This window comes from Chitinophaga varians (assembly GCF_014529945.1).
Taxonomy (GTDB): domain Bacteria; phylum Bacteroidota; class Bacteroidia; order Chitinophagales; family Chitinophagaceae; genus Chitinophaga; species Chitinophaga varians.
In genome coordinates, this window is sequence record NZ_JACVFB010000002.1 from 1,017,754 (window position 1) to 1,042,745 (window position 24,992).

Annotated in this window: 9 protein-coding genes; 6 read left to right on the forward strand and 3 right to left on the reverse strand. The window is 50.5% G+C overall.

The annotated features are described in order from the left end of the window. Nucleotides 1-22 precede the first annotated feature (22 nt). On the reverse strand, nt 23-2,602 hold the full coding sequence (locus ICL55_RS12050; RefSeq protein ID WP_188097343.1) for an NACHT domain-containing protein: 2,580 nt from the start codon (nt 2,600-2,602) through the stop codon (nt 23-25). 613 nt (nt 2,603-3,215) lie between these two features. Here ICL55_RS12050 and ICL55_RS12055 point away from each other — a divergent pair. The 3 genes from ICL55_RS12055 to ICL55_RS12065 all read left to right on the forward strand — a co-directional run bounded on the left by ICL55_RS12055 (nt 3,216) and on the right by ICL55_RS12065 (nt 18,203). Beyond that, complete coding sequence (locus tag ICL55_RS12055) at nt 3,216-14,957, forward strand: Ig-like domain-containing protein (RefSeq protein WP_188097344.1); 11,742 nt, start codon at nt 3,216-3,218, stop codon at nt 14,955-14,957. Nucleotides 14,958-15,063: 106 nt separating this feature from the next. Further along, nucleotides 15,064-16,071 (forward strand): PorP/SprF family type IX secretion system membrane protein, encoded by a 1,008-nt coding sequence (locus ICL55_RS12060; RefSeq protein WP_188097345.1) that lies wholly within the window; start codon nt 15,064-15,066, stop codon nt 16,069-16,071. Nucleotides 16,072-16,145: 74 nt separating this feature from the next. Then, complete coding sequence (locus tag ICL55_RS12065; RefSeq protein ID WP_188097346.1) at nt 16,146-18,203, forward strand: OmpA family protein; 2,058 nt, start codon at nt 16,146-16,148, stop codon at nt 18,201-18,203. Nucleotides 18,204-18,331: 128 nt separating this feature from the next. Here ICL55_RS12065 and ICL55_RS12070 read toward each other — a convergent pair whose 3' ends face one another. Then, nucleotides 18,332-18,847 (reverse strand): hypothetical protein, encoded by a 516-nt coding sequence (locus ICL55_RS12070; protein ID WP_188097347.1) that lies wholly within the window; start codon nt 18,845-18,847, stop codon nt 18,332-18,334. A gap of 439 nt (nt 18,848-19,286) precedes the next feature. On the opposite strand from ICL55_RS12070, the gene ICL55_RS12075 reads away from it, so the two are divergent. Then, a complete protein-coding gene (locus ICL55_RS12075) occupies nt 19,287-20,702 on the forward strand; it encodes an MATE family efflux transporter (protein ID WP_188097349.1) in 1,416 nt (471 codons plus the stop codon). Between the two features lie 81 nt (nt 20,703-20,783). Beyond that, on the forward strand, nt 20,784-21,707 hold the full coding sequence (locus ICL55_RS12080; RefSeq protein WP_188097352.1) for a PfkB family carbohydrate kinase: 924 nt from the start codon (nt 20,784-20,786) through the stop codon (nt 21,705-21,707). A 108-nt stretch (nt 21,708-21,815) separates the two neighbouring features. Here ICL55_RS12080 and ICL55_RS12085 read toward each other — a convergent pair whose 3' ends face one another. Continuing rightward, a complete protein-coding gene (locus tag ICL55_RS12085) occupies nt 21,816-22,607 on the reverse strand; it encodes a S1/P1 nuclease (protein ID WP_246496224.1) in 792 nt (263 codons plus the stop codon). 104 nt (nt 22,608-22,711) lie between these two features. Here ICL55_RS12085 and uvrB point away from each other — a divergent pair, with 104 nt between their 5' ends. Continuing rightward, nucleotides 22,712-24,763 carry an excinuclease ABC subunit UvrB gene (gene uvrB, locus ICL55_RS12090; protein ID WP_188097354.1) on the forward strand — a complete coding sequence of 684 codons (2,052 nt, stop codon included), beginning with the start codon at nt 22,712-22,714 and terminating at the stop codon, nt 24,761-24,763. Nucleotides 24,764-24,992: the final 229 nt, after the last annotated feature.

Consider the following 24,992-nt stretch of genomic DNA (forward strand, 5'->3'; position numbering starts at 1 on the left):
ATAAAGCAAAATTATGCCATAATCACTTCGCAAAATTTGGAATGGCCTGTTTGAAGGAGGTGCTGTTACGAATTAATTCTATTTGTTGCTGTGTGTCTGTGATTTGTTTATCCATGTTCAGGTCGCGGTAAATGTTCTTCAGCAGGGCGAAGTTCATCAGCGCGAGCACTTTCAGGTCCAGCTTCTGTGCATGTTCAATGGCTATTTCTGCCACACGGATCGCTTTATGGAATTCGTGTTCATTATAATACACGGTGGCATGCAGTAGTTTCTGGAACGACTCCAGGTGTTTTCCGCTAAAGTAGTCGGACGAGTATTTTTTGATCACCTGATCGGCGTGCCGGCAAATCCTTTCCGCTGATTTGATATTGCCCAGTCCCAGATGGCCCTGTGCCTGCCATAACAACAACATGAGACGGAAAGAGTCCGCTTTGCGGTAAGGCAGCGAGGGGTAAGTCTGGAAGAGGCGCTGGGTGAAGTTGAGCAGATGCTCGTAATCTTCCATCAGCAGGAAGGCGGTGCCCATGTTACGGAACACAATTTCCTGTGCCACGGATATTTGCTGCCGGGAAGTATGGCCCCAATACTGCTGGTACTGGTATATCCTGGCGCGGATGCTTTCGTTCACGAAGCCAAATTTGAGATACTCATATATAAAGAGGAGTATTTCATAAGGCGTCACCCACAGTTCTCCGTCAAATTCATCTGCATTATACAGTTTTTTGATACTGTTGAGTTCCATCTCGCACTGTTCCGCGTCCAGTTGTAGCAACGCCATGCTGAAGAGCAGGTTACGGATTTTGAGTTTGTCTTCCCTGGCTTCGGCCAGGCCCAGCAGGGCGTTCAGCACTTTCCGTTTGCGGAAATGCATGAATTCATCATTGATGATCTGGCTAAGCGGGTTCTTTTTGAAGAAACCGGTGGGGAAGATCGACTTCAGTTCTACCTGGTTGTTGCCTTCATGCTGGTAGTGGAGCACGAGATATTCGAGCAGATGTGATTTTTCGATATTAGCCAGCGGAAGATGGAACATCTTGATGATGCCCTCCGTTTGCCGGGTGGTGATCGCATAGCGGAGCAGCCAGCGGAATACTCCGATGCGGTAAGGCGACTGAGGAAGGTGGTCCAGTATGTTCCGTAGCAGGTTTTCGTTGACTTCCTGATTGCTTTGCTGCAGGTAATGCATCGCCACAAAGTATTCCAGCAGGAAGGTGTGGGCGAAGCGCACCTTTACATGGAACATGATTTCCTGGCTGAGGTTTTCTTCCGCCAGGATATTATCTGCCAGTAGTTCCTTGTAGGCCGGGAACAGGTCGGCGTTCTGGTTCAGCAGTTTGCTTTTATCGATATAAATACCGCCGCGGCCATAGTCGAGTAGTGCCAGCAGCTTTTCGATGATCTTTATTTTGAACGCGTTGCTCTGGGAGTTGAAAACACGGTTTTGTACAAACCGAGATACGATCTCGAACAGGCTGAGGTGTTCATCTACAAAGTTTTGGTCCGGTCCTGTATTGAGCTGGCAGAAGAGCTGCAGGTAATAGGGGTTCCGCAGTTTCTGCAGGAAGCTCTCCGAGAACATCCGGATAGTAGATGGATCGAAGTGATGGTTATAGAGGACAGACTTCACTTCCTGTTCCGTGAGTGCCGGCAGGTTGATGTTTGTTTCCTCGTCCATTTCCGGTCCCAGGTACCAATAGCGGCGGAAGGCCGGGTATTGGTGAGAATGCTGAAATATCTCCGACCAGGTGCTGCTCCGGATGGAAAGGATCACTTTCACCCAGGGGTAGCGGTCGTTGGAATACACGAAGTCTTCCAGCTTGGTATATAATAGTTTGAGCTTATCTCCGGAAACGGCGATTTCATCGAAGCCGTCGATGATGAGTATGAGTCGGCCACCTTTATTATTAAAGTGACTGGAAAAGTATTCACGGAAGTTTTCTCCTTTGCCGAGGTCCATCTGGTTGTCCAGCCAGTTGGCGAGGGAGAACCCTTTGAGCAGCAGGCTGCCGGCGGCGTGTGCGTGGATGAACCAGCATACGTCGTGTTTAAACCGCGCATCCCGACAGAACCAGAAGTGTTCGGCGAGGTGTACCAGGGCCACGGATTTGCCCCATCCTGATGGGGCTATCAGGGCGGTAGCAGCGTAGTCGCTTTCGAGGAACCGCTCAATGTGTGCATTACAGAACGTCCGGGGAACGGTAAACGGAAACGCAATACCCGAACGGTTTTTAAGCGTCAGGATAGTGTAGTGAGATACTGCGTCCGCTTTGGTTTTCAGTTCATCCCATCTCCTGGTGTCCAGTTGCTGGTTGCTGCGACTGGCGCTGTTGAGCAATTGATAATGATGTTGCTGAAAATCTTCCCAGTCCTTAAACCGGCAATATTGTGAGAGGGTGTTCAATGTGTAGCGCGAAAAGCTGTGTTGTGTAACAGCAAATCCGAATACCCTTTTGAGCGTCGTCTCACTCACCAGTTTAGTGGTGTTATCCAATATGGACTGAGCCAGATTCTTGCAATCTGCCGATGACATGACTTCAACACCGTATCTGCGCAATACTTCTTTTTGCAGTGTCATGATGAAGTCATAGGATAGATCAATCATAGGGGACAATAAATGGATTAGGAATTTTCGATACTTCTTTAAGTACGTCTGAGTCAGTGATTTAGATTTACGAAAAGCAAAATGAACAAAATGAACAGGAAATTTTAAAAATGATTATATATATGAGAATTTCTAATAAAGATACTTTTGTGTTATTTATTAAATATTATGATATATATAATGTAGATATATATTAGTTAAATAGATGAAAAGTCAACCATGGTGGCTTTAAGAGCCCTGTCACTAAGAAAAATGGAAGGAAAAGGAAAAAAATTTTACCCGTCAGCCCGGTTCCCGCCTGTTTATCTAATGTCGTGACATAAAAAAGGTGACCATCGTCACCAAAATGAACAAACTGAACAGTTGATTTTAATAATGAACGAAAGGGACGCTACCGTCCAAAATGAACTAAAATGAACCACCTTTTATCCCCTTCTTCACTATACATTCGTAACGTTTTTGCAAACCTTTAACATATGATTGAAAGTGGGATACATCTACCACCTCACTTTTTAATCATTTGTCATGTAGCCACGTCATAGCCTATCCTTCCATCAGAGTAGTTTGTAATTCATTGCGAAATGAATATCGTTTTATTTTAATATCTGGTGCTATGCATTCAAACACTACTCCTAATTGCCCTTTTATTGCTGCCCCTATCACCCAATCCTGGGCAAAAAGTGCCTTGAACACGCCCGTGTTACTATTCTTCAAAAGGCATACCCGCTTATTGGGAAACCTGCTGTTACTGTTGATGGCATTTGGGATGATAGCACAGCCGGCAATGGCGCAAACACAGACCCAGCGCGTATATGCGAACAGCCAGTCTAATAACGTAGACATTACCGGCATTGGTGTGTGTCTCGCCTGCGGTGTCACCAACCCCGACAGCGCTATTGATGTCACCGGTAATTTCCTGAAGACTTCTTCACAGATAAACGCGCCGGTAGTGGTGTCGCTGCTTGGGCAGGTAACCATCTCCCAAAACCTGATCTTCCCCGCAGGTCAGCTACCCACGGCCTCTACCCCGGCAGTAGTGAAAATTGGCGCAGGAAGTGCCTTGTCACTCGCACTGGCTGGCTCCATCACCGTGCAGGCCTATAACGGCACCACCGCGGTAGGGTCACCCGCCCCCATTTCGAATGCATTGCTTAACCTCCTCGCCAGTGGCAACCAGGCAGAAATATTTGTCCCCGCACCAGGTGTTGCGTACGACAGAGTACGTGTCTCCATCCGCGCAGACCTCCTTTCTGCACTGGTCGATGTAAATGTCTACGCTGCATATTATAATAAACCGGCTACCGGTACTATTAACTGTAATACTCCTATTGATGTATTGTACGGTATCAACGGAACACTGGCTGGTGTCGGCTCCGTCTCCGGTGTGGATAACGCAGTGGACGGCAACGTCAATAGTTTCGCCCAGATGTTTTCTGCGGTAGGTACTACCTTGACCAATAGTTATGCGCAAATAACTGCGGTATATCCCGGACTTTCCAAAGCCGGCGATTCTGTTCGTATCGTTACTTCCAATGCCGGCGCATTGTTGAGCGCCCAATTGCTGAATGCCATCACCATCGTTACCTACAATCAGGGCACCGTGGTAGACTCGCTGAATGGCAGTAGCGCCTTACTTAAAATTGACCTGCTCTCGGGCGCGTCGGGACCGCAAACCCTGACGTTCGCTTCCTCGGGAGTATTTGACCATATACAAGTCCGATTTGGCGCGGTCGTCAGTGGACTGGCCACATTGAATGTGAACGAAATTCAACGGTTTAGCCCCTCACCCACCACAACTGGTGGAAGTGTTGTTAAAACCACCTGTCTGGGTACGCCTGTCACACTGAGTGTAAGCAATCCTGACAATGTTAATTATAACTATACCTGGTACGATTCTACCCAGACCACCGTGGTAGGTACCGGCTCCAGCTTCCAGGCACCAGCCACTACGGCCGGCTCTTTCCGGTATTATGTGTCTGCCATGCTGAAAACATGTTCCGCTTCTGAATCAGCTAAAGCCCTGGTGACTGTCCTGGTTAATAACTACGCTACTGCTGCCGACATCACAGTGCCGCCTACTACGGCAGTCTGTGCAAATGTCGCCACCATTACCCCTACTGCTACCAACCCTTCCGGTACCCCTACATTCAAATGGTATAAAGACATTAATAAAACTACCCAGATCACCAATGGTCTGGTGGAAGGACCCATCAGCTACGCTATCGATGCTGCTGGCAAACTGACGATCACAGGGCTCACTGCTCCGTCTACTACTTTCTATGTAAGTATCACTGACAGCACCCATTGTGAAAATCAGGCCGGCGCACTCGCCGCCGCTACTGTTACTGTAGGTACAAGCCCCGTACCTCCGGTAACAGCTACCGGCGTGTCTGGCAATACCGGTCAAACAATTACCTTAACAGCATCTGCTCCGGCTGGCACCATCGAATGGTACACTGATACCACACTGGCGCCCATAGCTACCGGTCCAAACTTTAACGTAGGTCCGTTCGCTACACCAGGCGTACATACTTATTTTGTTGGCGTTCGTCTCCCTGGTGGCTGCTCTTCTGCAAGAATCCGGGTAGACGTTACCATCACCACCCCGGGTACACCTACTTCCTGTAACGCACCTACCACCACAGCATGGGGTACTACCCTGGGCTGTATACTCTGTGCGGTGAACAACCCGGACAATGCGGTGGATGGCAATCCGAATAACTTCTCACAACTGAACGTTCCGGTTGGCCTGCTGGGTGGCGCTGCTTTCCAACAGCTCATCTTCCCGCAGCCAGGCGCAGGAACAGACAGTGTGCGGTTTGATCTGGAATTCCCCGGCGGCCTTGCTGACGTGTCTCTGTTAGGTGGCGTGGTGCTCACGGTAGCTAATGGAACGACTCCTGTAACAAGGGACACCCTTACAAGCCTCCTTCACCTCACACTGCTCACCAGTACCAGGGCTTATATAACCATCCCTGCTACTGCTGCATTTGACCGTGTAGAAGTGAAAATGACCGGCACCCTGAACCTGCTGAACGCAGTGAATATATATGGTGCCCGCATCATCAGCCCGAACCCAACCGCACTGGTACGTAATGTACAAGCCTGCGTTGGTTCCACTGCTACCCTCAATGCTACACCGGCGCCGGGTACCAGTGTGCAGTGGTATGCTGACTCCACCACTACCACCGCTTTAGGCCCGAATCCTTATACGACACCGGTACTCAATACCCCCGGCACCATTACTTACTGGGCGCAGGTGATAGGTACCAACGGCTGCGCTAACCCGGATCGTATACCCGTTGTCGTGACAGTGAATGCACTGGCCACCGCAGCAGATGTCAACCTGGCCGATACCACCCTCGGCTGCGTTAGCAATACTGCTGTACTGAAACCAACATCGACTACTGTTACCAATCCGGTATTCACCTGGTATAAGGACGCCAATAAAACAACTGCGATCACCAATGGCCTGACAGAAGGTGCAGTACACTTTGCTTTGGATAGCGTAGGTAACCTCACCATTACTGGTCTGGCACTGGGCAATTATACTTATTATGTAGCCGTTAGCGGTACTAACCGTTGCGAAAACGCCGCAGGTGCACTTAAACCTGCCGTGGTGAAAATCGTCAACGCCCCGGCTTCACCAGTGGTGACAGGCACCGTGGTAGTGGCAACCGGCCAACAGGCAACGCTCACTGCTTCACCTGTTCCGGGTGCGGTGATCAACTGGTACGCAGATTCTACGACCACCACCATCGCCGGCACCGGTACCAGCTTCGTGGTAGGTCCGTTTAATAACCCTGGCACTTACAGCTACTTCGCGGCCGTAAGCGTTCCGGGCGCCTGCTCTTCTGCACGGGTACGTGTAGACGTGGTAGTGACTGGTCCGGTTATTCCTTCTCCGGATTGTAATGTACCCACCAGCCAGGTTTCCGGTACCACGCTTGGTTGCGTACTCTGCTCCGTGCAGAATCCAACCAATGACATCGACAGCTCTACTACCAACTTCACGACGCTGAGTATGCCGGTAGGTTTACTCGGTGGCTCCGTGTTCCAACAACTCATCTTCCCGAATCCGGGAGCCGCAGGCGACAGCATCCGCCTGACAATGGCAGCTCCGGGCGGTCTGGCAGATGTAAGCTTGCTGGGTGGCGTTGTGATCACACAATATAATGGTGCAACTGCGGTGAAAGCAGACACGCTGGCTGACCTGCTGACCCTGCGCTTGCTGAGCGGCCAGCAATTCAATGCCACCGTAAGTGCTACCGGCACTTATGACCGCGTGGAAGTGAAACTCACTGGTCTCGCCAATCTGATCACCTCCCTGGATATTTATGGCGCACGTATCCTGTATCCGAACCCGACTATCAGCGGTACCGGTGATACTGTATGCGTGAACCAGAAAGCGACACTGTCAGTGACACCTGCGGCCGGTACTACCGTACGCTGGTACGCTGATTCTACCAGCACTACGGTATTAAGCAGCCAGAATACGTATACTACCGATACCCTGAGAACACCAGGTAAGGTTACCTACTACGTACAGGTGGTAGGCGCTAACAATTGCGCTAACCCTGATCGTATAGCCGTGAGCGCAGTAGTGAACCCGCTGGCTACTGCGGCAGACATCAACCTGGCAGATACCACCCGCAGTTGCGTGAGCAGCGCTGCCATGCTGAAACCTACTTCTTCCACTATCACCAACCCGGTATTCACCTGGTATAAAGACGCTAATAAAACAACAGCGATCACCAATGGCCTGACAGAAGGTGCGGTACACTATGCACTTGATAGCGTGGGCAACCTCACCATTACTGGTCTGGCACTGGGCAACTATACTTATTACGTAGCTGTGAGCGGTGTTGGTCGCTGTGAAAACGCTGCCGGCGCATTGAAAGCGGCAGTAGTAAGTGTAGTGAATGCTCCTGCTACACCGGTAGTAACCGGCACTGTGGTGGTGGCAACCGGCCAACAGGCAACACTGACCGCTTCACCTGTTCCGGGTGCAGTGATCAACTGGTACGCAGATTCTACGACCACCACTATCGCCGGTACTGGTACCAGCTTTGTGGTAGGTCCGTTTAATAACCCTGGCACTTACAGCTACTTCGCTGCTGTAAGCGTTCCGGGCGCCTGCTCTTCTGCACGGGTACGTGTAGACGTGGTAGTGACTGGTCCGGTTATTCCTTCTCCGGATTGTAATGTACCCACCAGCCAGGTTTCCGGTACTACGCTTGGTTGCGTACTCTGCTCCGTGCAGGACCCGACCAACGACATCGATAGCTCTAAAACCAACTTCACCCGCCTGAGTGTACCGGTAGGCTTACTCGGTGGCTCCGTCTTCCAACAGCTCATCTTCCCGAATCCGGGAGCCGCAGGCGACAGCATCCGCCTGACAATGGCAGCTCCGGGTGGTCTGGCCGATGTAAGCCTGTTTGCCGGCATCGTGATCACACAATATAATGGTGCTACTGCGGTGAAAGCAGACACCCTGGCTAACCTGCTGACCCTGCGTCTGCTGAACGGCCAGCAGTTCAATGCTACTGTAGGCGCTACCACCACTTACGACCGCGTGGAAGTGAAACTCACAGGTACGCTCAATCTGCTCAACGCCATTGACATCTATGGCGCACGTGTCCTGTATCCGAACCCGACTATCAGCGGCACCGGCGATACCGTATGCGTGAACCAGAAAGCGACCCTGTCAGTGACACCTGCGGCCGGTACTACCGTACGCTGGTATGCTGATTCTACCAGCACCACAGTATTGAGCAGCCAGAATACTTATACTACCGATACCCTGAGAACACCAGGCAAGGTTACTTACTACGTGCAGGTGGTAGGCGCTAATAATTGCGCGAACCCTGATCGTGTACCCGTAACCGTTACTGTGTCTCCGGCTCCTGTTGTGCCTGGCACCGATCAGACCCTCAATCTCTGTCCGGGAACCAGCGCAGCCCTGGCGGTATCTAATCCGAATAACCAGCTTACCTATAACTGGTACAACGTGGCCACTGGCGGTACTAAACTGAATACCGACAGCGGATACATATTCAACGTACCGAATATCACTAAGGACACTACTTTCTATGTAGAAGCGATGAGCGCTTGTGGTGCTGTTTCTCCAAGACAGGCATTCCACATCGTGATCTCTGCTGCACTGAGTGCACCGGTGGTAACACCTAATCCGGATTCTGTAAACATCGGCACACAAGCCGTACTGAAAGCCAGCTCCAATGCCGCTAACGTGACATTCACCTGGTATGGCAGCCAGGCTGGCAACGACAGCCTGTTTACCGGTCCGACTTACGCACCGCCTACCCAGAATACACCAGGCACCGTGACTTATTGGGTGAAAGCATCCATCAATGGATCCTGCTCCTCTATCCGCGTGCCGGTAGTAGTGGTGTACGGACAGTTTACTACTCCAACACCAGTGCCTTGCGAAGGCGCCACTACCCAAACTATCGGTGGCAGCGGCCTCCTGATACTGGGTAACGTATACAACCCGCAACTGGCAGTAGATAATGACGCCAGCACAGCAGCTTCTCTCGTGATCAACCTCGGTGTACTGAATGCAGAGGTATGGGAGAAAGCAGGCTTCAACGGTCTCTCCGCTCCTGGTGATACTGTAAGAGTACTGCTCTCCGATCCGGGTGTGATATTGTCTGCTTCCCTGCTGGGTGGCGTTCAGCTGACCACTTATAATGGTAATGCTCCGCAGGACTCCGTGATCGTCAGCGATCCGCTGGTGAACCTCCGTCTGCTGAACAATGGTACACAGGCTATCGCCGAATTTGTGCCGGCCCATCCGTTTGATGCCATACAGGTGAAACTGAAATCCGGCATCGTGGGCGCCCTTACAGAAATAGGCTTCAACTATGCACAGCGTGCACTGGCCAAACCAACTGTACAGGCATCTCAGGTGGCTGTTTGCTCCGGCAACACCGCTACACTCAACGTACAGAACTCGGCTGCAGGCGTCACTTACCGCTGGTATACTTTCAACGGTACTTACCTGACCGGTAAAGATGGTACTTCCCTGACTACCGGTGCGCTCACCGCAGATACCAGCTTCTTTGTGGAAGCTTACCGGAATGGTTGCGCCAGCACAGCAAGAACTAAAGTAGATGTGAAAGTGGCCGCTGCTCCTGCTGCACCGACCGTACAATCCAATGATGTGAAAGTTTGTCCGGGTTCAGACGCGGTACTGGCTATCACTAACCCGCTGGCCGGCTACTCCTATAACTGGTATAATGTGCCTGCCGGTGGTACCAAACTGAACACAGACAGCGGATTTACCTATAAAGTTGTCAATGTAACAGCGGCTGCGACTTACTATGTAGAAGCTGTAAACGATAGCTGTAATACGATCTCTGCTACCAGAACGGCTGTTAACGTGAGCACCGCAGCATCACTGCCTGATCCGACGGTAACACCGAATCCTGACACCGTGGTAGTCAACCAGCAACCGGTATTCACGGCATCTGCTTCCACAGCGAATGCACAATTCTACTGGTTCGCTACACAGACCAGCACAGACACCCTGTTTAAAGGTGCGCAGTATGCTGCACCGGCATCCGCTACCATCGGTACCGTTACCTATTGGGTAGTAGCTGCCGTACCGGGCGCCGGCTCCTGTACTTCTGCAAGAGTACCGGTAACTGCTGTCACCATCTCCGACAGACAGGACCCTGTGCCTTGCGAAGGCGCAAGTTCCTTCACCATCGGCGGTTCCGGCCTCCTGGTGCTGGGCAACGTGTACAACCCGCAACTGGCCGTTGACAACAGCGCTAATACTTACTCTTCCCTCGTTATAGACCTCGGCGTACTGAATGCTTCCGTTTGGGAAAGAGCTTACTTCAACGGTGTCTCCACTCCGGGTGATACAGTGAAAGTAATGGTCACCAACCCAAGCCAGGTGCTCTCTGCCGCCGTACTGGCAAGTCTGCAACTGACATCCTACAATGGTAATACAGCAGGCGACTCCGTACTGGTGTCCAACCCGCTCGTTAATATCAACCTGCTCAGTGGCGGCAGAAGCGCATTGCTGTCCTTCGTACCCACCCAACCATTTACGGGTGTGGAAGTGAAACTGAAATCAGGTATTGTGGGCGCCCTCACAGAAGTAGGCTTCAACTACGCACAACGTGCGATCGTTCAGCCGACCGTGCAGGTGGCCAACGCCAATATCTGTAAAGGTCAGCAGGCTACCATCAACGTGGTGAACCCTGCCGCTGGTATTACCTACAGCTGGTACGACAGCCATGGTAACCACCTGCTCGACAGCATCGCCTACGTGACACCGCCGACCCTCGATTCCGGTATTTACACTTACACAGTAAGAGCGATGCGGAACAACTGTAGCGGCGCGGCTTCCCTGCCGGCAACAGTAACCGTGTACGGTACACCGGCTACTCCGGTTGCCACCAAAGACAGCGTGACCACCTGCGTGAATACGCCGGTTACACTCAGCGTAAATGCAGTGCCCGGCGTGAACTTCAACTGGTATGATGCTGCTACCGGCGGCGCCAAACTGGCCTCCAATACCAATACCTACACTACTCCGGCCAACCTCGGCGTAGGTACTTATAAATTCTATGTAGAAGCCGTAAACGGCAACAACTGTGCAAATGCCGGTGCACGCGCAGTCATCACCCTGATGGTGACCACCGCCTCTACCGCAGCCGATATCAACGTGACAGATCAAACCATCTGCGCCGGTGATACCGCTGTACTGACACCGACATCCGCTACCGTGGTGAACCCGGTATTCAAATGGTACGCTAATCCGGATAAGACCGGTCCGATCACACAAGGTGTCAGCGCCACCGGTGTCCTGTCTGTCACAGGCCTCGCACCAGGTAACTACACCTACTACGTGAGCGTGAGCAGCGCAGGCAACTGTGAAAACGCTGCCGGCGATCTGAAAGCGGCACATGTAACCGTTAACAAACGCTCTACTGCGGCAGATATCATCCTCAATGATACCACCGCATGTGCGAAGACAACCGTTACGCTGACAGCTACCACCACTACCGTGACCAACCCGGTATTCAAATGGTACCAGGATGCCAGCCTGCAAACATTGCTGTTCACCGGCCCATCCTACACCACACCGCTGATCACGGCCAATACTACCTACTATGTAACCGTAGAAGGAAGCAACAGCTGCGCTAACGCAGCCGGTACAGCAAAAGCGGTGAATGTAAACATCACCAGCCTGCAAACACCGACAGTGACTGCTTCCAATACCAATATCTGTGCAGGTGACTCCGTAGTCCTCTCCGTACAGAATCCGGTGAATACCCTTACTTACCGCTGGTACAACGTGGCCACCGGAGGTACCGCTCTCTTCACCGGACCGGTATATATCGTGAGAAACCTGACAGTGTCCACAGACTTCTATGTGGAAGCATCTGCCGGTAGCTGTACAGATACTGCCCGCGTTAAAATATCCATCGGCGTAGGTACCGCTCCGACACCGGTACTGGTATCCAGCAATGTGACTGCGTGTCAGAATACACCAGGCACGTTGATGATCCTCAACCCGGACAACGCGCTTACCTATAACTGGTACACCACACCAACAGGCGGTACACCGATCTTTACCGGAACGGTATTCGTAACGCCGCCGCTGACTTCTACTACAACATACTATGTGGAAGCAGTGGGTGATCCTACCAAGTGCGGCGCACCATCTGCCCGTGTAGCCGGTACCGTGAACGTAGTGACTGCTCCGCCGGCACCAGTGGTAATACCGGCAGCTGTCAACACCTGCACCGGCTCCAGTGTCACACTGACCGTGCAGAACCCGCAGCCTGGTGTAAACTACCAGTGGAACGATGCGGTAGGCAACCTGGTATTTACCGGCGTCAGCTACACCTTCAATGCAGACAGCACCACCACCTATTATGTGAGAGGTGTGATCGGCGGCGGCTGTCCAAGGTCTTGTGGCGGATGCCCTGGCCCAAGGACCGCGATACCGGTAACCGTGAACCCGGCGCCTGCCACTCCGACGATTGCCGCTACTTCGCTCAATGTCTGCGCAGGTGGTTCCGTAACCCTCAGCATCCAGAACCCTGTAGCGGGCGTTACCTACAAATGGTATGACGCCTCCACCGGCGGTACGCTGCTCGGCACCGGCAATACTTATACTACTAACCCGCTGAATGTAACGACCGACTTCTATGCTGAAGCCAGCAACGGTACCTGCACCAGCGCGGTAAGAGCTAAAGTGACTGTCAGCGTAGGCACCGCTCCGACACCGGTACTCGAATCCAATGCACTGACTATCTGCACAGGATCTACTGCAACATTGCGTGTGATCTCTCCTGTAAACAATATCACGTATAACTGGTACACTGTACCAACAGGCGGTACGCCAGTCTTCTCCGGACCGGTTTACACCACCCTGCCGCTCACCAACTCTACCGACTTCTATGTGGAAGCCGTAGGTGATCCGATGTTGTGTGGTAATCCTTCTGCAAGAGTAAAAGCCACTGTAACAGTGACCTCCGCTCCTGCTGCTCCGGAAGTAACAGCTACCAGTCTCAGGACCTGCGCAGGCACCGGTGTAACAGTATCCGTGAAGAATGCTCAGCCAGGATTCATCTATCAATGGTATGATGCTCCAACAGGTGGTACCCTGCTCTTTACCGGTGAGGTATATAACATACCAGCGGTAAGCAACACTACTACCTACTATGTACAGGCCAATATAGGCACCGGCTGCTCCAGCGCCACCAGGACCGCGGTTGTGGTGAACGTAGATCCGGCACCGGCTATGCCGACCGTAGCGGCCAATAACCTCACCATCTGCATCGGTGGTACCGCAACCTTTACCATCCAGAACCCGGATCCGGCATTGACCTACAACTGGTACGATGCGCCGACCAATGGAACATTACTGGGCAGCGGTCCAGGCTTTACTACCGGTGCGTTGACCAATACCACTTCCTTCTATGTGGTAGCGGTGAATAATAACGGCTGCGCAAGCTCCAGCGTGAGTGTGACAGCGACCGTGATCACTACCATCGACGCTCCGCTGGCCGATCCTGTAACAACCTGCGCTGGTCAGACCGTGACCCTGGCAGTGAAGAACAGTGTGGCAGGCGTGATCTACAAATGGTACACGCAAGCTACCGGCGGTACACCAGTATTCACCGGTGCTAACTACAGCATCACACCAACCGGTAATGCGACTTACTACCTCGAAGCTGCTACCAGCGGTGGCTGTGTAAGCGCCAGCAGAACAGCAGTGAATGTCACTGTCAATGCAGCACCGGCAGTACCGGTAGTGGCGAATGCAACACTCCAGACTTGTCTGAGCCAGACCGTAGTGCTGAGTGTACAAAGCCCGAATGCAGCACTCACTTATAAATGGTATACTACCGCAACCGGCGGAACAGCGATATCAACCGGCAGCAGCTTTACAACGCCACCGGTGACCGCTAACGCGATGTACTATGTGGAAGCCGTGAATGCTACCGGCTGTCCAAGTGCAACCCGCGCTGCTGTGAGCGTTCAGCTGATCAATGCTCCGGCTGCACCGACAGTTACCGGCAACGAAAATGGTATCTGCCCGGGTAAAACAGCCACGCTGACAGCCAGTTCAACAACGGCGGGTGTCACCTTCAACTGGTACACATTGCCTACCGGCGGTACACCAGTGTTTACCGGTCCGGTGTACACCACACCAGCGCTGAACACTACCACTACCTTCTATGTGGAAGCGGTAAGCCCCACCGGTGGTTGTGTAGGCATCGGTGCAAGAACAGCGGTGATCGTCAGCATGCTGCAACCGCTCGCCGCACCGCATGTGGCATTCAGCAATATCACTGCTACCAGCGTCACCTTCACTTGGAACGCTGTTCCGGGTGCAGTACGCTACGAAGTGACCCTCGATGGTGGTGCTACCTTCAGCGCTCCAAGCACAGGCCCAAGCGGTACTTCACACACCGTGAACAACCTGCAGCCTAACCAGACCCTGAACTTCGGCGTAAGAGCTATCGGCGCCAGCGATTGTGAAACCAGCGGATTGGGTACGCTCACTTGCACAACGTCCAACCCGCAAGGCAACAACATCTTCGTTCCAAACCTGTTCAGCCCGAACGGTGACGGTATAAACGATGTGTTGTATGTGTACGGAACTGCTATCGCGCAACTCGAATTCAGAGTGTACAACCAATGGGGTCAGCTGGTATTCACCTCCAAAGACCAACGTCAGGGATGGGATGGTACCATGAGCGGACAGAAACAACCGGTAGGCGTATACGTATACATCGTGAAAGCGACTATGCAGGATGGACAGGTGATTACGAAGAAAGGTAACGTTACGCTCATGAGATAGCGACAGGAACAGAAACCCGTAGACAAAAAAATAAAGAACTAGCCGGGGTGCATGCCAGGCACCGGTTTGCACCCCGGCCAATTTTGAACAAGTAAAAAATGTTCCTATGAAAAGGATCTTAATTGTTGCAGTACTTTTGTGGAGCAGTTTGTTGCCCTGGCAGTCTTTTGCACAGGTAGACCCGCACTTTTCCCAGTATTATGCCTATCCGCTCTGGTTAAACCCGGCATTGACAGGCGTAATTGACGGAGATTACAGAATTTCAGGAAATTACCGCAACCAATGGGCAAACTATGGAAAACCCTTCTCTACTGCCGGCGTTTCCGTGGATGCTGCCACAGATAAAAATATTGGGGTAGGCCTCAATGTCCTTAATATGTCTGCCGGCGATGCCGGATATAACTTCTTCAATGCCATGGCCAGTGTGTCTTACACTGGTGTACGGTTTGGCCAGACTAAAACCAGCCAGATCGTATTCGGCATCCAGGGCGGTATTATCAACCGCCGGGTAGATCCTGCCAAGTTCCAGACAGGTAGCCAGTATAAGCCGACCATCGGATTTGATCCCAGCATCGCCAACGGCGAAAATGTGACCACCACATCTTCTACTGTATTTGATGCGGGCGCCGGCGCCATGTTCTTCGATGGCAATCCTAATCATATGCTCAATCCCTTCGTAGGGTTTGCAGCAGCACACCTCACCGGGCCGAAAGATCCTTTCGCCAGCTCGGGTGAAGAAAAGAAACTGCCGGTACGTTACCTCGTACATGGCGGTACCAAAATAAAACTCAACGAAACGGTAAGCCTCACCCCTACCGGTCTTTATATGCGCCAGGGCAACGCCGAAGAAGTAGTAGCCGGTATGTACGCTCAACTGCTGGTAAACCCCGATTTCGATTTCCTCGTAGGTGGTAACTACCGTTTTAACGATGCAGTCATTCCTTTTGCCGGCTTCCATTTCAAAGGATTTGTCCTCGGCCTTAGCTATGACGCCAACACCTCAAATATGCGCCGCCTTGTCAACGGTAGCCAGAGCTTTGAAATATCGCTGTCCTTTATCAGCAGGAAAAGAAGGGTGCTGAATGAAGAATACTTCATCTGCCCCAGATTATAAGGGTAACGTCACACAAGTGGATATATAACAGAAGTGGATACATTATTTCTCCAGACCATAGAATTAGAACCTTCATGAAAAAAATTACACTTCTTGTACTGGTAATTTTTGCAGGGCTGATTAATTCGATACAGGCGCAATACGTAGTTGATTTCAAACATACGGCAGACGTATATTACAACGCCAAGGACTATTATTCGGCAGCACAGTATTACAATAAAGCCCTGGGCACTTTCAAAGTGAAACCAGAACAGATATTGCCTTATGCCATCGCCAACGCAGCTCCTCCCAGTGGTAAGTTTAAAGACTATCAACAGGTTGTGTCCCGGCTGGCAGAATCCTATCGGCTTTACCATGATTTTGGAAACGCCGAAACCTGGTATTCCCAGGTGGTAGGATTCAATAACCCCCAATATCTGCAAGCCAAATACTGGTACGGCGTATGCCTGAGAGCCAATGGGAAATTTGAGGAGGCACTGAAACAGTTCAACGAATTTAAGACCAGCTATACCGGCGCAGATGAACTCTCTACCCGTGTGCCACTGGAAATCGCTAACTGTGAATTCGCTTTGAGCGAAGCCAGTAAGCAACCCCGATACACCATCTCCAAACTGTCTGGTAATGTGAATGAAGGCGGCGCCAATTATGCGCCTGTGGTGATGGGCCCCAATACCCTGATGTTTACTTCTTCCCGCGCAGAAACACCTCCGCTGCCGACCAAACAAACTACTGAAAAGAAGAAGGACAGAAAAGGCACACCTTATGTAAATGACCTCTATACTGCCAGCGGTACCGGCAGTGATTTTAGCAGCAGTCAAAAACTAAATATCCCCGTGGCCAAAGGATATGACCAGGGCGTTTCTTCTATCTCCCCCGATGGTAACTCCATGTATATGACCCGCTGGTCAGTAAAAGATGGGGTGAAACAAGCTGCCATCTACCTCAGTACAAAACAAAATGGGACATGGTCAGAGCCACAGAAAATGGGCGACAATATCAATATGGATGGTTACAACTCCATGCAGCCTTATATCACCGCTGATGGCAGGTACCTGCTGTTTTCCTCCAACAGGCCCGGTGGTATGGGTAAATACGATATCTGGTACTGTGTCATGAACAGCAATGCTCCCGGTAATGCCCGTAATATGGGAACTACTATCAACACCAAAGATGAAGAGCAGGCGCCTTTTTATGATGCAGAGAAAAATGTACTGGTGTTTAGCTCCGATGGCCGTGTGGGCCTCGGTGGACTGGATTTCTTCCAAAGTGAAGGTGATTTCGGTTCCTGGTCGACACCGGTGAATATGGGTAAACCATTGAACTCTCCCAAAGATGATATCTATTATTCTGCGATGGACAACGCACACCCGTTTGCAGAAGGATTCATCAGTTCTGACCGCGAATCCGTTTGCTGCCTCGAAGTGTTCAGTATCAAAAGAGTCCGGAAAATGGCCGGTGGCCTGATTGTGGACTGTGATACCCATCAGCCGTTGGCAGGGGCTACCATTACCCTCCTGGATACAGTAAGACAGAAAACACTGAGTAAAATAACGCTCGACGCTACCGGTCGTTACTCCTTTGAAGTAGACCCACAGCGTTATTATAAAATCATTGCAGAGAAAGAAAACTACTTTACCAAGAGCCTCTATTTTAAATCAGATGAGCTCAATAAAGTGGATTCTCTCGATAATCCTACCCTCTGTCTCAAGCACTATGAAGTGGAGAAACCAATTGTCCTGAACAATATCTACTATGATTTTGGTAAAGCGACCCTGCGGCCTGAATCTAAAATTGTACTGGATACCGTGGTGGATATGTTGAACGATAATCCTAAACTGATGATTGAAATGTCTGCACATACAGACAGCGTGGGGTCTGATAAATTTAACCAGAAGCTGTCTCAGTCCCGTGCGCAATCCTGTGTGGACTACCTGATCAGCAGAGGTGTTTCTTCTCAGCGGTTGATCGCAAAAGGATATGGCAAGTCTCGTCCTATTGCACCGAACTCACTGCCTAACCATAAAGATAATCCGGAAGGTCGTCAGAAAAACAGACGTACAGAGTTTAAGGTACTGCGTAAACAGATGCCGGTGCTGACCAATAACGCGAATGAAAATCAGCCATCACAATAGCACAAAAGTAAGCGGGACCTGTCCCGGATTACTTTTCCATATCCTAATAAAAAACAGGAGAATAGCCGGCGTAATGCCGGCTATTTCTTTTCATCACACTATACCGGAACAGTTTTAAGTGGTATAAGTTATTTAGACTTTCCAAAGTTGCCGATCGCCAGCGTATCTGTGGAGAAACGACTGTGCATCACCTTGAGATAGCCTGCATAGGCAACGGCGTCGTCGTATTTGAAAGGTATTTCTTTGGTAGCACCGGCAGCCTGCCGTACGGTGACTTTCTTTACATCTTTGAACAGTTCCACCATCAGCATACCGCCGTTGCCTTTTGCGTCAACGGTTTTCAGCGTATCAGTTGTGGGGGTGGTGTAATTACCACCAATGAAATATACCTGATGCACGGTGTCTTTCTTGTTTTTACCCAGTGCTAAAGTTACATTAACAGAACTGTCAGCATTTTCATACACGGTGATGTTGCCTATTACTCTGGCAGCATCCGTGCCGGTACCCCGTAACTCGAATACGGTGTTGCGTGGTGAAGGTGGTGCTGGAGGATTGTCGTCCTTGTTGCAGGCGGTGAAGGCTATGCCCAATACAGTAGCAGCTACGACTCCCACTTTGAGAGCGTGTTGATGAAGCATAAACATGGTGTTTGTTTTACGAACGTTAAATTGGTTAAGTTGACTTTCGGTTTCCTTATTGTTATTTGGTTTCCTTAAAAGGTTCAGCGCGCGCTGCCTACTGCGATATTAAACGGAAGGCAGTAATAAATGTTACATCCACTGCACAAAAAAAAATCGGGCGATTTCGCATGTATGCGGTGAAAGAATTGCCTGTATTGGGTTTTATGATGTGGATTTTTTTTAAATATGTCAAGTGCAAGTTGTAACCCATGTTTTCTTGTAATGCTGAAATTGGGACTTTTCAAAAAAACGGCTACTTTTGTTTTACATCCTGATGATGTAAAATTGATAGCATATGAAAGACTAATTTAAACGCGGACCTTCCACGTTTATCATTCCCCGCTTTAGAATCTTAATGGTGCCTGCCAGCAGGCGCTGAGTTTACATTTTTAACATATTGGACATGCCTTTCTTTAAACAGGCACAGGTGCGTGTAGTTCACTTTTTTGAACTGTTTCGTATCGCTGTTGCCGGAACAGAAAAAGAGTTTACAACCGGTAGTATCAACCGGGCAATATTTTTATTGGCTATTCCCATGGTACTGGAGATGGCCATGGAATCGTTGTTTGCAGTAGTAGACATTTTCTTTGTCAGCCATCTGGGAGTGAATGCCATTACTACTGTTGGGTTAACGGAATCTGTATTGACGCTGGTATATACGCTGGCGATGGGATTGAGTATGGCAGCTACTGCGGTGGTGGCGCGCCGGACCGGTGAAAAGAACCATGAAGAAGCCGCCCATGCCGCCATGCAGGCGCTGTATGTGGCGTTGGTACTGTCGGTGGTGATCAGTATCGTTGGATTCGTTTTCTCCCGTCATATTTTATTGTTGATGGGCGCCTCTGTAGAAGTCGCTGATTACGGTACCGGTTATACGAAAATATTGTTGACCGGTAATCTGGTGATTGTATTATTGTTTCTGATCAATGGTATTTTCCGGGGCGCCGGTGATGCCGCTTTGGCCATGCGGTCGTTGTGGCTTGCCAACGGTCTGAATATTGTGCTGTGCCCTTTGCTGATCAACGGTTGGGGCCCGGTACCTGCAATGGGATTGCAGGGCGCTGCGTTGGCCACCTTCATTGGTCGCGGTACCGGCGTGTGTTACCAGGTATATCACCTGATACGGGGAAAAGACCTGATCCGTATTACAAAACAGCAGCTGTCGCCCGCCTGGAACACGATCACGTCTATTTTGAAGCTGGCTGCAGGCAGTACGGCACAAATGCTGATCGCCTCTGCCAGCTGGATATTTCTGGTAAGGATCATTTCCTATTTCGGCAAAGACGCCGTAGCGGGATATACCATTGCCATCCGGGTGGTGATCTTTACGATCCTGCCGGCCTGGGGGATGGCGAATGCGGCGGCGGCACTGGTAGGCCAGAATTTAGGCGCTCAACAGCCAGACAGGGCTGAAAAGTCAGTGTGGCGCGCAGCATTCCTGAATATGGTCTTCCTGGGCGTAGTAGGCCTCATCTTCCTGATGGGGGCGCCGGTGATCATCAGGCTATTCACGCCGGAGGCAGATGTGATCACTTATGGCGTGCAGTGTCTGCGCCTGATGAGCCTCGGATACGTGTTTTATGCCTATGGGATGGTGATTACCCAATCGTTTAATGGTGCCGGTGATACCCGTACGCCTACCCTGATCAATTTGGTGGCTTTGTGGATGTTTCAGGTGCCGTTGGCCTACTCTCTGTCGATATGGCTCCATTGGGGCCCGCAGGGCGTTTTCTGGGCCATCGCCATCGCAGAGTCCATGATGGCTGTAGCGGGAGTACTGTTATTCCGCCGCGGTACCTGGAAAGTAGTAAAGATTTAACCCTTTTTGCTTTCTCAGGAAGATGTTACCTTTGCCTGGTTTTGTATTAAATTTTAAACTAATAAACTTCAGGAAAGTAACATGGCTCTTACAGTCGTAGGCACAATGGCGTTTGATGAAATTGAAACGCCCTTTGGTAAATCAGGAAAAATCATTGGCGGTTCCGCCACTTATATCGCATGGGCTGCTTCTAATTTTGTACAACCGGTTAACCAGGTTTCCGTGGTGGGGGAAGATTTCCCACAGACTGAGCTGGACGCGCTGACTGCCAGAGGTGTGGCATTAGACGGAGTACAGGTGAAGAAAGGCGAAAAATCCTTCTACTGGTCCGGTAAATACCACATGGACATGAACACCCGCGACTCGCTGGTGACTGACCTGAACGTATTGGCAGACTTCAACCCGGTTATCCCTGAAAGCTATCAGGGCAGCGAATTCCTCATCCTCGGCAACCTCACGCCGCAGGTACAGATGAGCGTGATCGACCAGCTGACTGTTCGTCCTAAGCTGATCGTGATGGACACCATGAACTTCTGGATGGAAGTAGCCATGGACGATCTGCTGAAAGTGCTGAAGAAAGTAGACCTGCTGATGGTGAACGACAGCGAAGCCCGTCAGCTGAGCGGTGAATACTCTCTGGTGAAAGCAGCCAAAAAGATCCTGACGATGGGTCCTCGTTACCTGATCATCAAAAAAGGCGAGCACGGTGCGCTGCTTTTCCACGAAAACCACGTGTTCTTCGCTCCTGCCATGCCGCTGGACGAGGTATACGACCCCACCGGCGCCGGCGACACCTTTGCAGGTGGCTTTATCGGTTACCTGGCCAAGACCCGTGATATCTCCTTTGAGAACATGAAGACCGCGATCATCGTTGGCTCTGCCATGGCTTCCTTCTGCGTGGAGAAATTTGGTACTTCCCGTCTGAAAGAAGTGTCACACGAGGAACTGAATGCCCGTCTGGAGCAGTTTGTTCAGCTGGTTAACTTTGATATCGACCTGGTATAGAATTACAAATTACGAAGTAGGAATTACGAATTGAGGGCTTCCTTATAGAGCGGTTATTTGGTAACTTTTCTATAAGGAAGCCCTCAATTCGTAATTTGTAATTCGTAATTATTTAAAAATGCCATTCAAAATGGTCGCGAGGCGGAGGCCTCCTTTCAAAAGCTGGGTGTTCAGGTCTTCCACAAACACGTAGTTGTAGCGATAGCTGAGTTTGGCGTCAGGTTTGGTGTAGCCATACACTTTATCCGCCAGCTGATGAGATTCGAACATCCAGTCGGCGATGGTGCCGCTCTGCAGGGCTTTCACGCGCGCAGGCGTAGCAATGTCGATCGCTTTCGTGTATTCCGTATAGCTGAGCTGCTGAAAATCGATCAGGTGCTCGTCCCATACCCGGTGCAGGTTGGACGGCTGATTGAACCACATCACATTGATTTTATTGCCACCCATGTCTTCATCACGGCCAACGTGCAACGGCTGGTGCATGTCGCCCATCAGGTGTACGAGGAATGTCAGGGAGAAGAGTTTCTTTTCTTTGGCCAGTTGTTTGTTTTTCAGGTCACGGATCATAGCCTGTGTTTCGGTGTACAGGTTTTCATCTGTGGCGGCCTTCAGGAGGCTGTCAAATTCCGCGCGGCTGGCACCGGCCGGGAAATCGAGGTAGTGCCATTTGTTGGTATGGTCGTACTGGTGCGTGGTATCGGACTTGATGAAATCCGGCCAGTTAGCGATCATAGGCAGGCTTTGGCGCCCCAGGATGTTGGCAACGGCTTTTTTAGCCTGTGGAGTCAGGTGCTGCCATGCAATCTCTGCTACAATGCGGTGCCCGTTAGGCCCCCAGGCAAAGCTGGCTAAAGGGAATAAAAAGGCCAGAATCAGGCCTGTCAGAATCTTTTTTCTCATGAGTAAGTCAGTGATTGAAAGGGCAAAAGTAAAGCTCTTTTTTTTAACACTTTGGCACGCGTCATTTTAGTATTTTTACATACTGCTCAAATGAAATTTTCAATATGCCATTTAAGATACATGCGCCTTATGCTCCCGCTGGTGATCAGCCGGAAGCCATCAGACAATTGACGGAAGGAGTACAGGAGGGTGAACAATATCAGACACTATTAGGGGTGACCGGATCGGGGAAAACCTTTACAGTGGCCAACGTTATTCAGAATGTACAGCGCCCTACCCTGGTGCTGACCCACAACAAAACACTTGTTGCCCAGTTATACGGAGAACTCAAACAGTTTTTCCCGGAGAATGCCGTGGAATACTTTGTGTCCTACTATGATTATTACCAGCCTGAAGCATATATGCCGGTGAGCGATACCTATATCGAAAAGGACCTCGCCATTAATGAAGAATTGGATAAGCTCCGACTGAGGGCTACGTCCAACCTGCTTTCCGGGCGCCGCGATATTATCGTGGTGGCCAGCGTTTCCTGTATTTACGGTATGGGTAACCCCACCGAATATGAAAACGGGATTATCCGGATCCATCAGGGACAGACCTTTAGCCGGAATGCCTTCCTGCATGGACTGGTGAATTCCCTGTATAGCCGCACTACCGGTGATTTTAACCGAGGTAATTTCCGCGTACAGGGCGATACCGTGGATATCAACCTGCCTTACGTGGATTACGGCTATCGTATTACCTTCTTTGGTGATGAGATTGAGGAGATAGAAAGCTTCGATGTGCAGAACGGAAAACGTATCGGCACCATGGACAATGCGGCTATTTTCCCCGCCAATCTGTACCTCGCGCCGAAAGATATCATGCAGCAGGTGATCTACGAAATACAGGATGAACTGCATGCACAGGTAGAATACTTCAAAGCCAACGGGAAACTGATAGAAGCGCAACGTCTGTCCGAAAGGGTGAACTATGATGTGGAAATGATCCGTGAACTGGGCTATTGCAGCGGTATTGAGAACTACTCCCGTTTTCTGGACCGTCGTAAGCCTGGTACCCGCCCATTCTGCCTGATGGACTATTTCCCGAAAGACTTCCTGCTGGTGATCGATGAGAGTCACGTGACCATTCCCCAGATAGGCGGTATGTATGGCGGCGACAGGTCCCGTAAACTGAACCTCGTGGAGTTCGGCTTCCGGCTGCCCTCCGCCATGGACAACCGGCCGCTCAATTTCTATGAGTTTGAGAACATGGTGAACCAGGCCATCTTTGTGAGCGCTACCCCGGGTGACTATGAGCTGAAGAAAACAGAAGGTATTGTGGTGGAACAGGTGGTTCGTCCTACCGGCCTGCTGGAGCCGCCTATTGAAATAAGGCCCAGTGTGAACCAGGTAGATGATCTGCTGGATGAAATAGATAAGAGAGTGCTGAAAGGCGATCGTGTGCTGGTAACCACCTTGACCAAGCGGATGGCCGAAGAGATGGATAAATACCTGGGACGTATCAATATTAAGTCGCGTTACATCCACTCCGAGGTGGACACGCTGGAGCGTATTGAGATCCTGCGTGACCTGCGCCTGGGCAATATCGATGTGCTGGTGGGTGTGAACCTGCTCAGGGAAGGACTTGACCTTCCGGAGGTGTCGCTGGTCGCTATTCTGGACGCCGATAAGGAAGGCTTCCTGCGTGATGAGCGTTCGCTGACGCAGACGGCCGGCCGTGCGGCCCGTAACGTAGACGGACTGGTGATTTTCTATGCCGATCATATAACCGATAGTATGCAGCGGACGATTGACGAGACCTCTCGTCGCCGGGAAAAGCAGGCGGCTTATAATGTGGAGCATAATATTACGCCGAGGACGGTACGTAAGAGCAAGGAGCAGATATTGGGACAAACCTCTGTGCTGGAAATCAAGCATTTCGACGAGTCCTCCCCTTATGCGGTACATGATGTGTCGCTGGTGGCAGAAGATGCTGTGCAGTTAGCGAAGGAAACGACCGCTTCGGCCAAAACGATCCCGCAGATGGAAAAGGCTATCCAGAAGGTGAAGAAGGATATGGAAAAGGCGGCAAAAGACCTCGATTTTATGGAGGCTGCCCGTTTACGCGATCAGATGTTTGCCATGGAGCGCGAATTACAGGATATGAAACAATAATCCACCTCCTCTTTCATAAACATTATATAGAATTATTTATAATATATCACTGAAGAATTTAAGATTCAGTGATATATTATAAATATGTATAAAATTGATATACAGTTACCTACAATAGGTTATCCCGGATTACAGTAACGCCTCTTCCTGATTTTATTGAAAAAATCTTAAGTGACTTCTGTTGATTTATAATTACTTGATTATTATACTGTTGTATTTATGATATCGA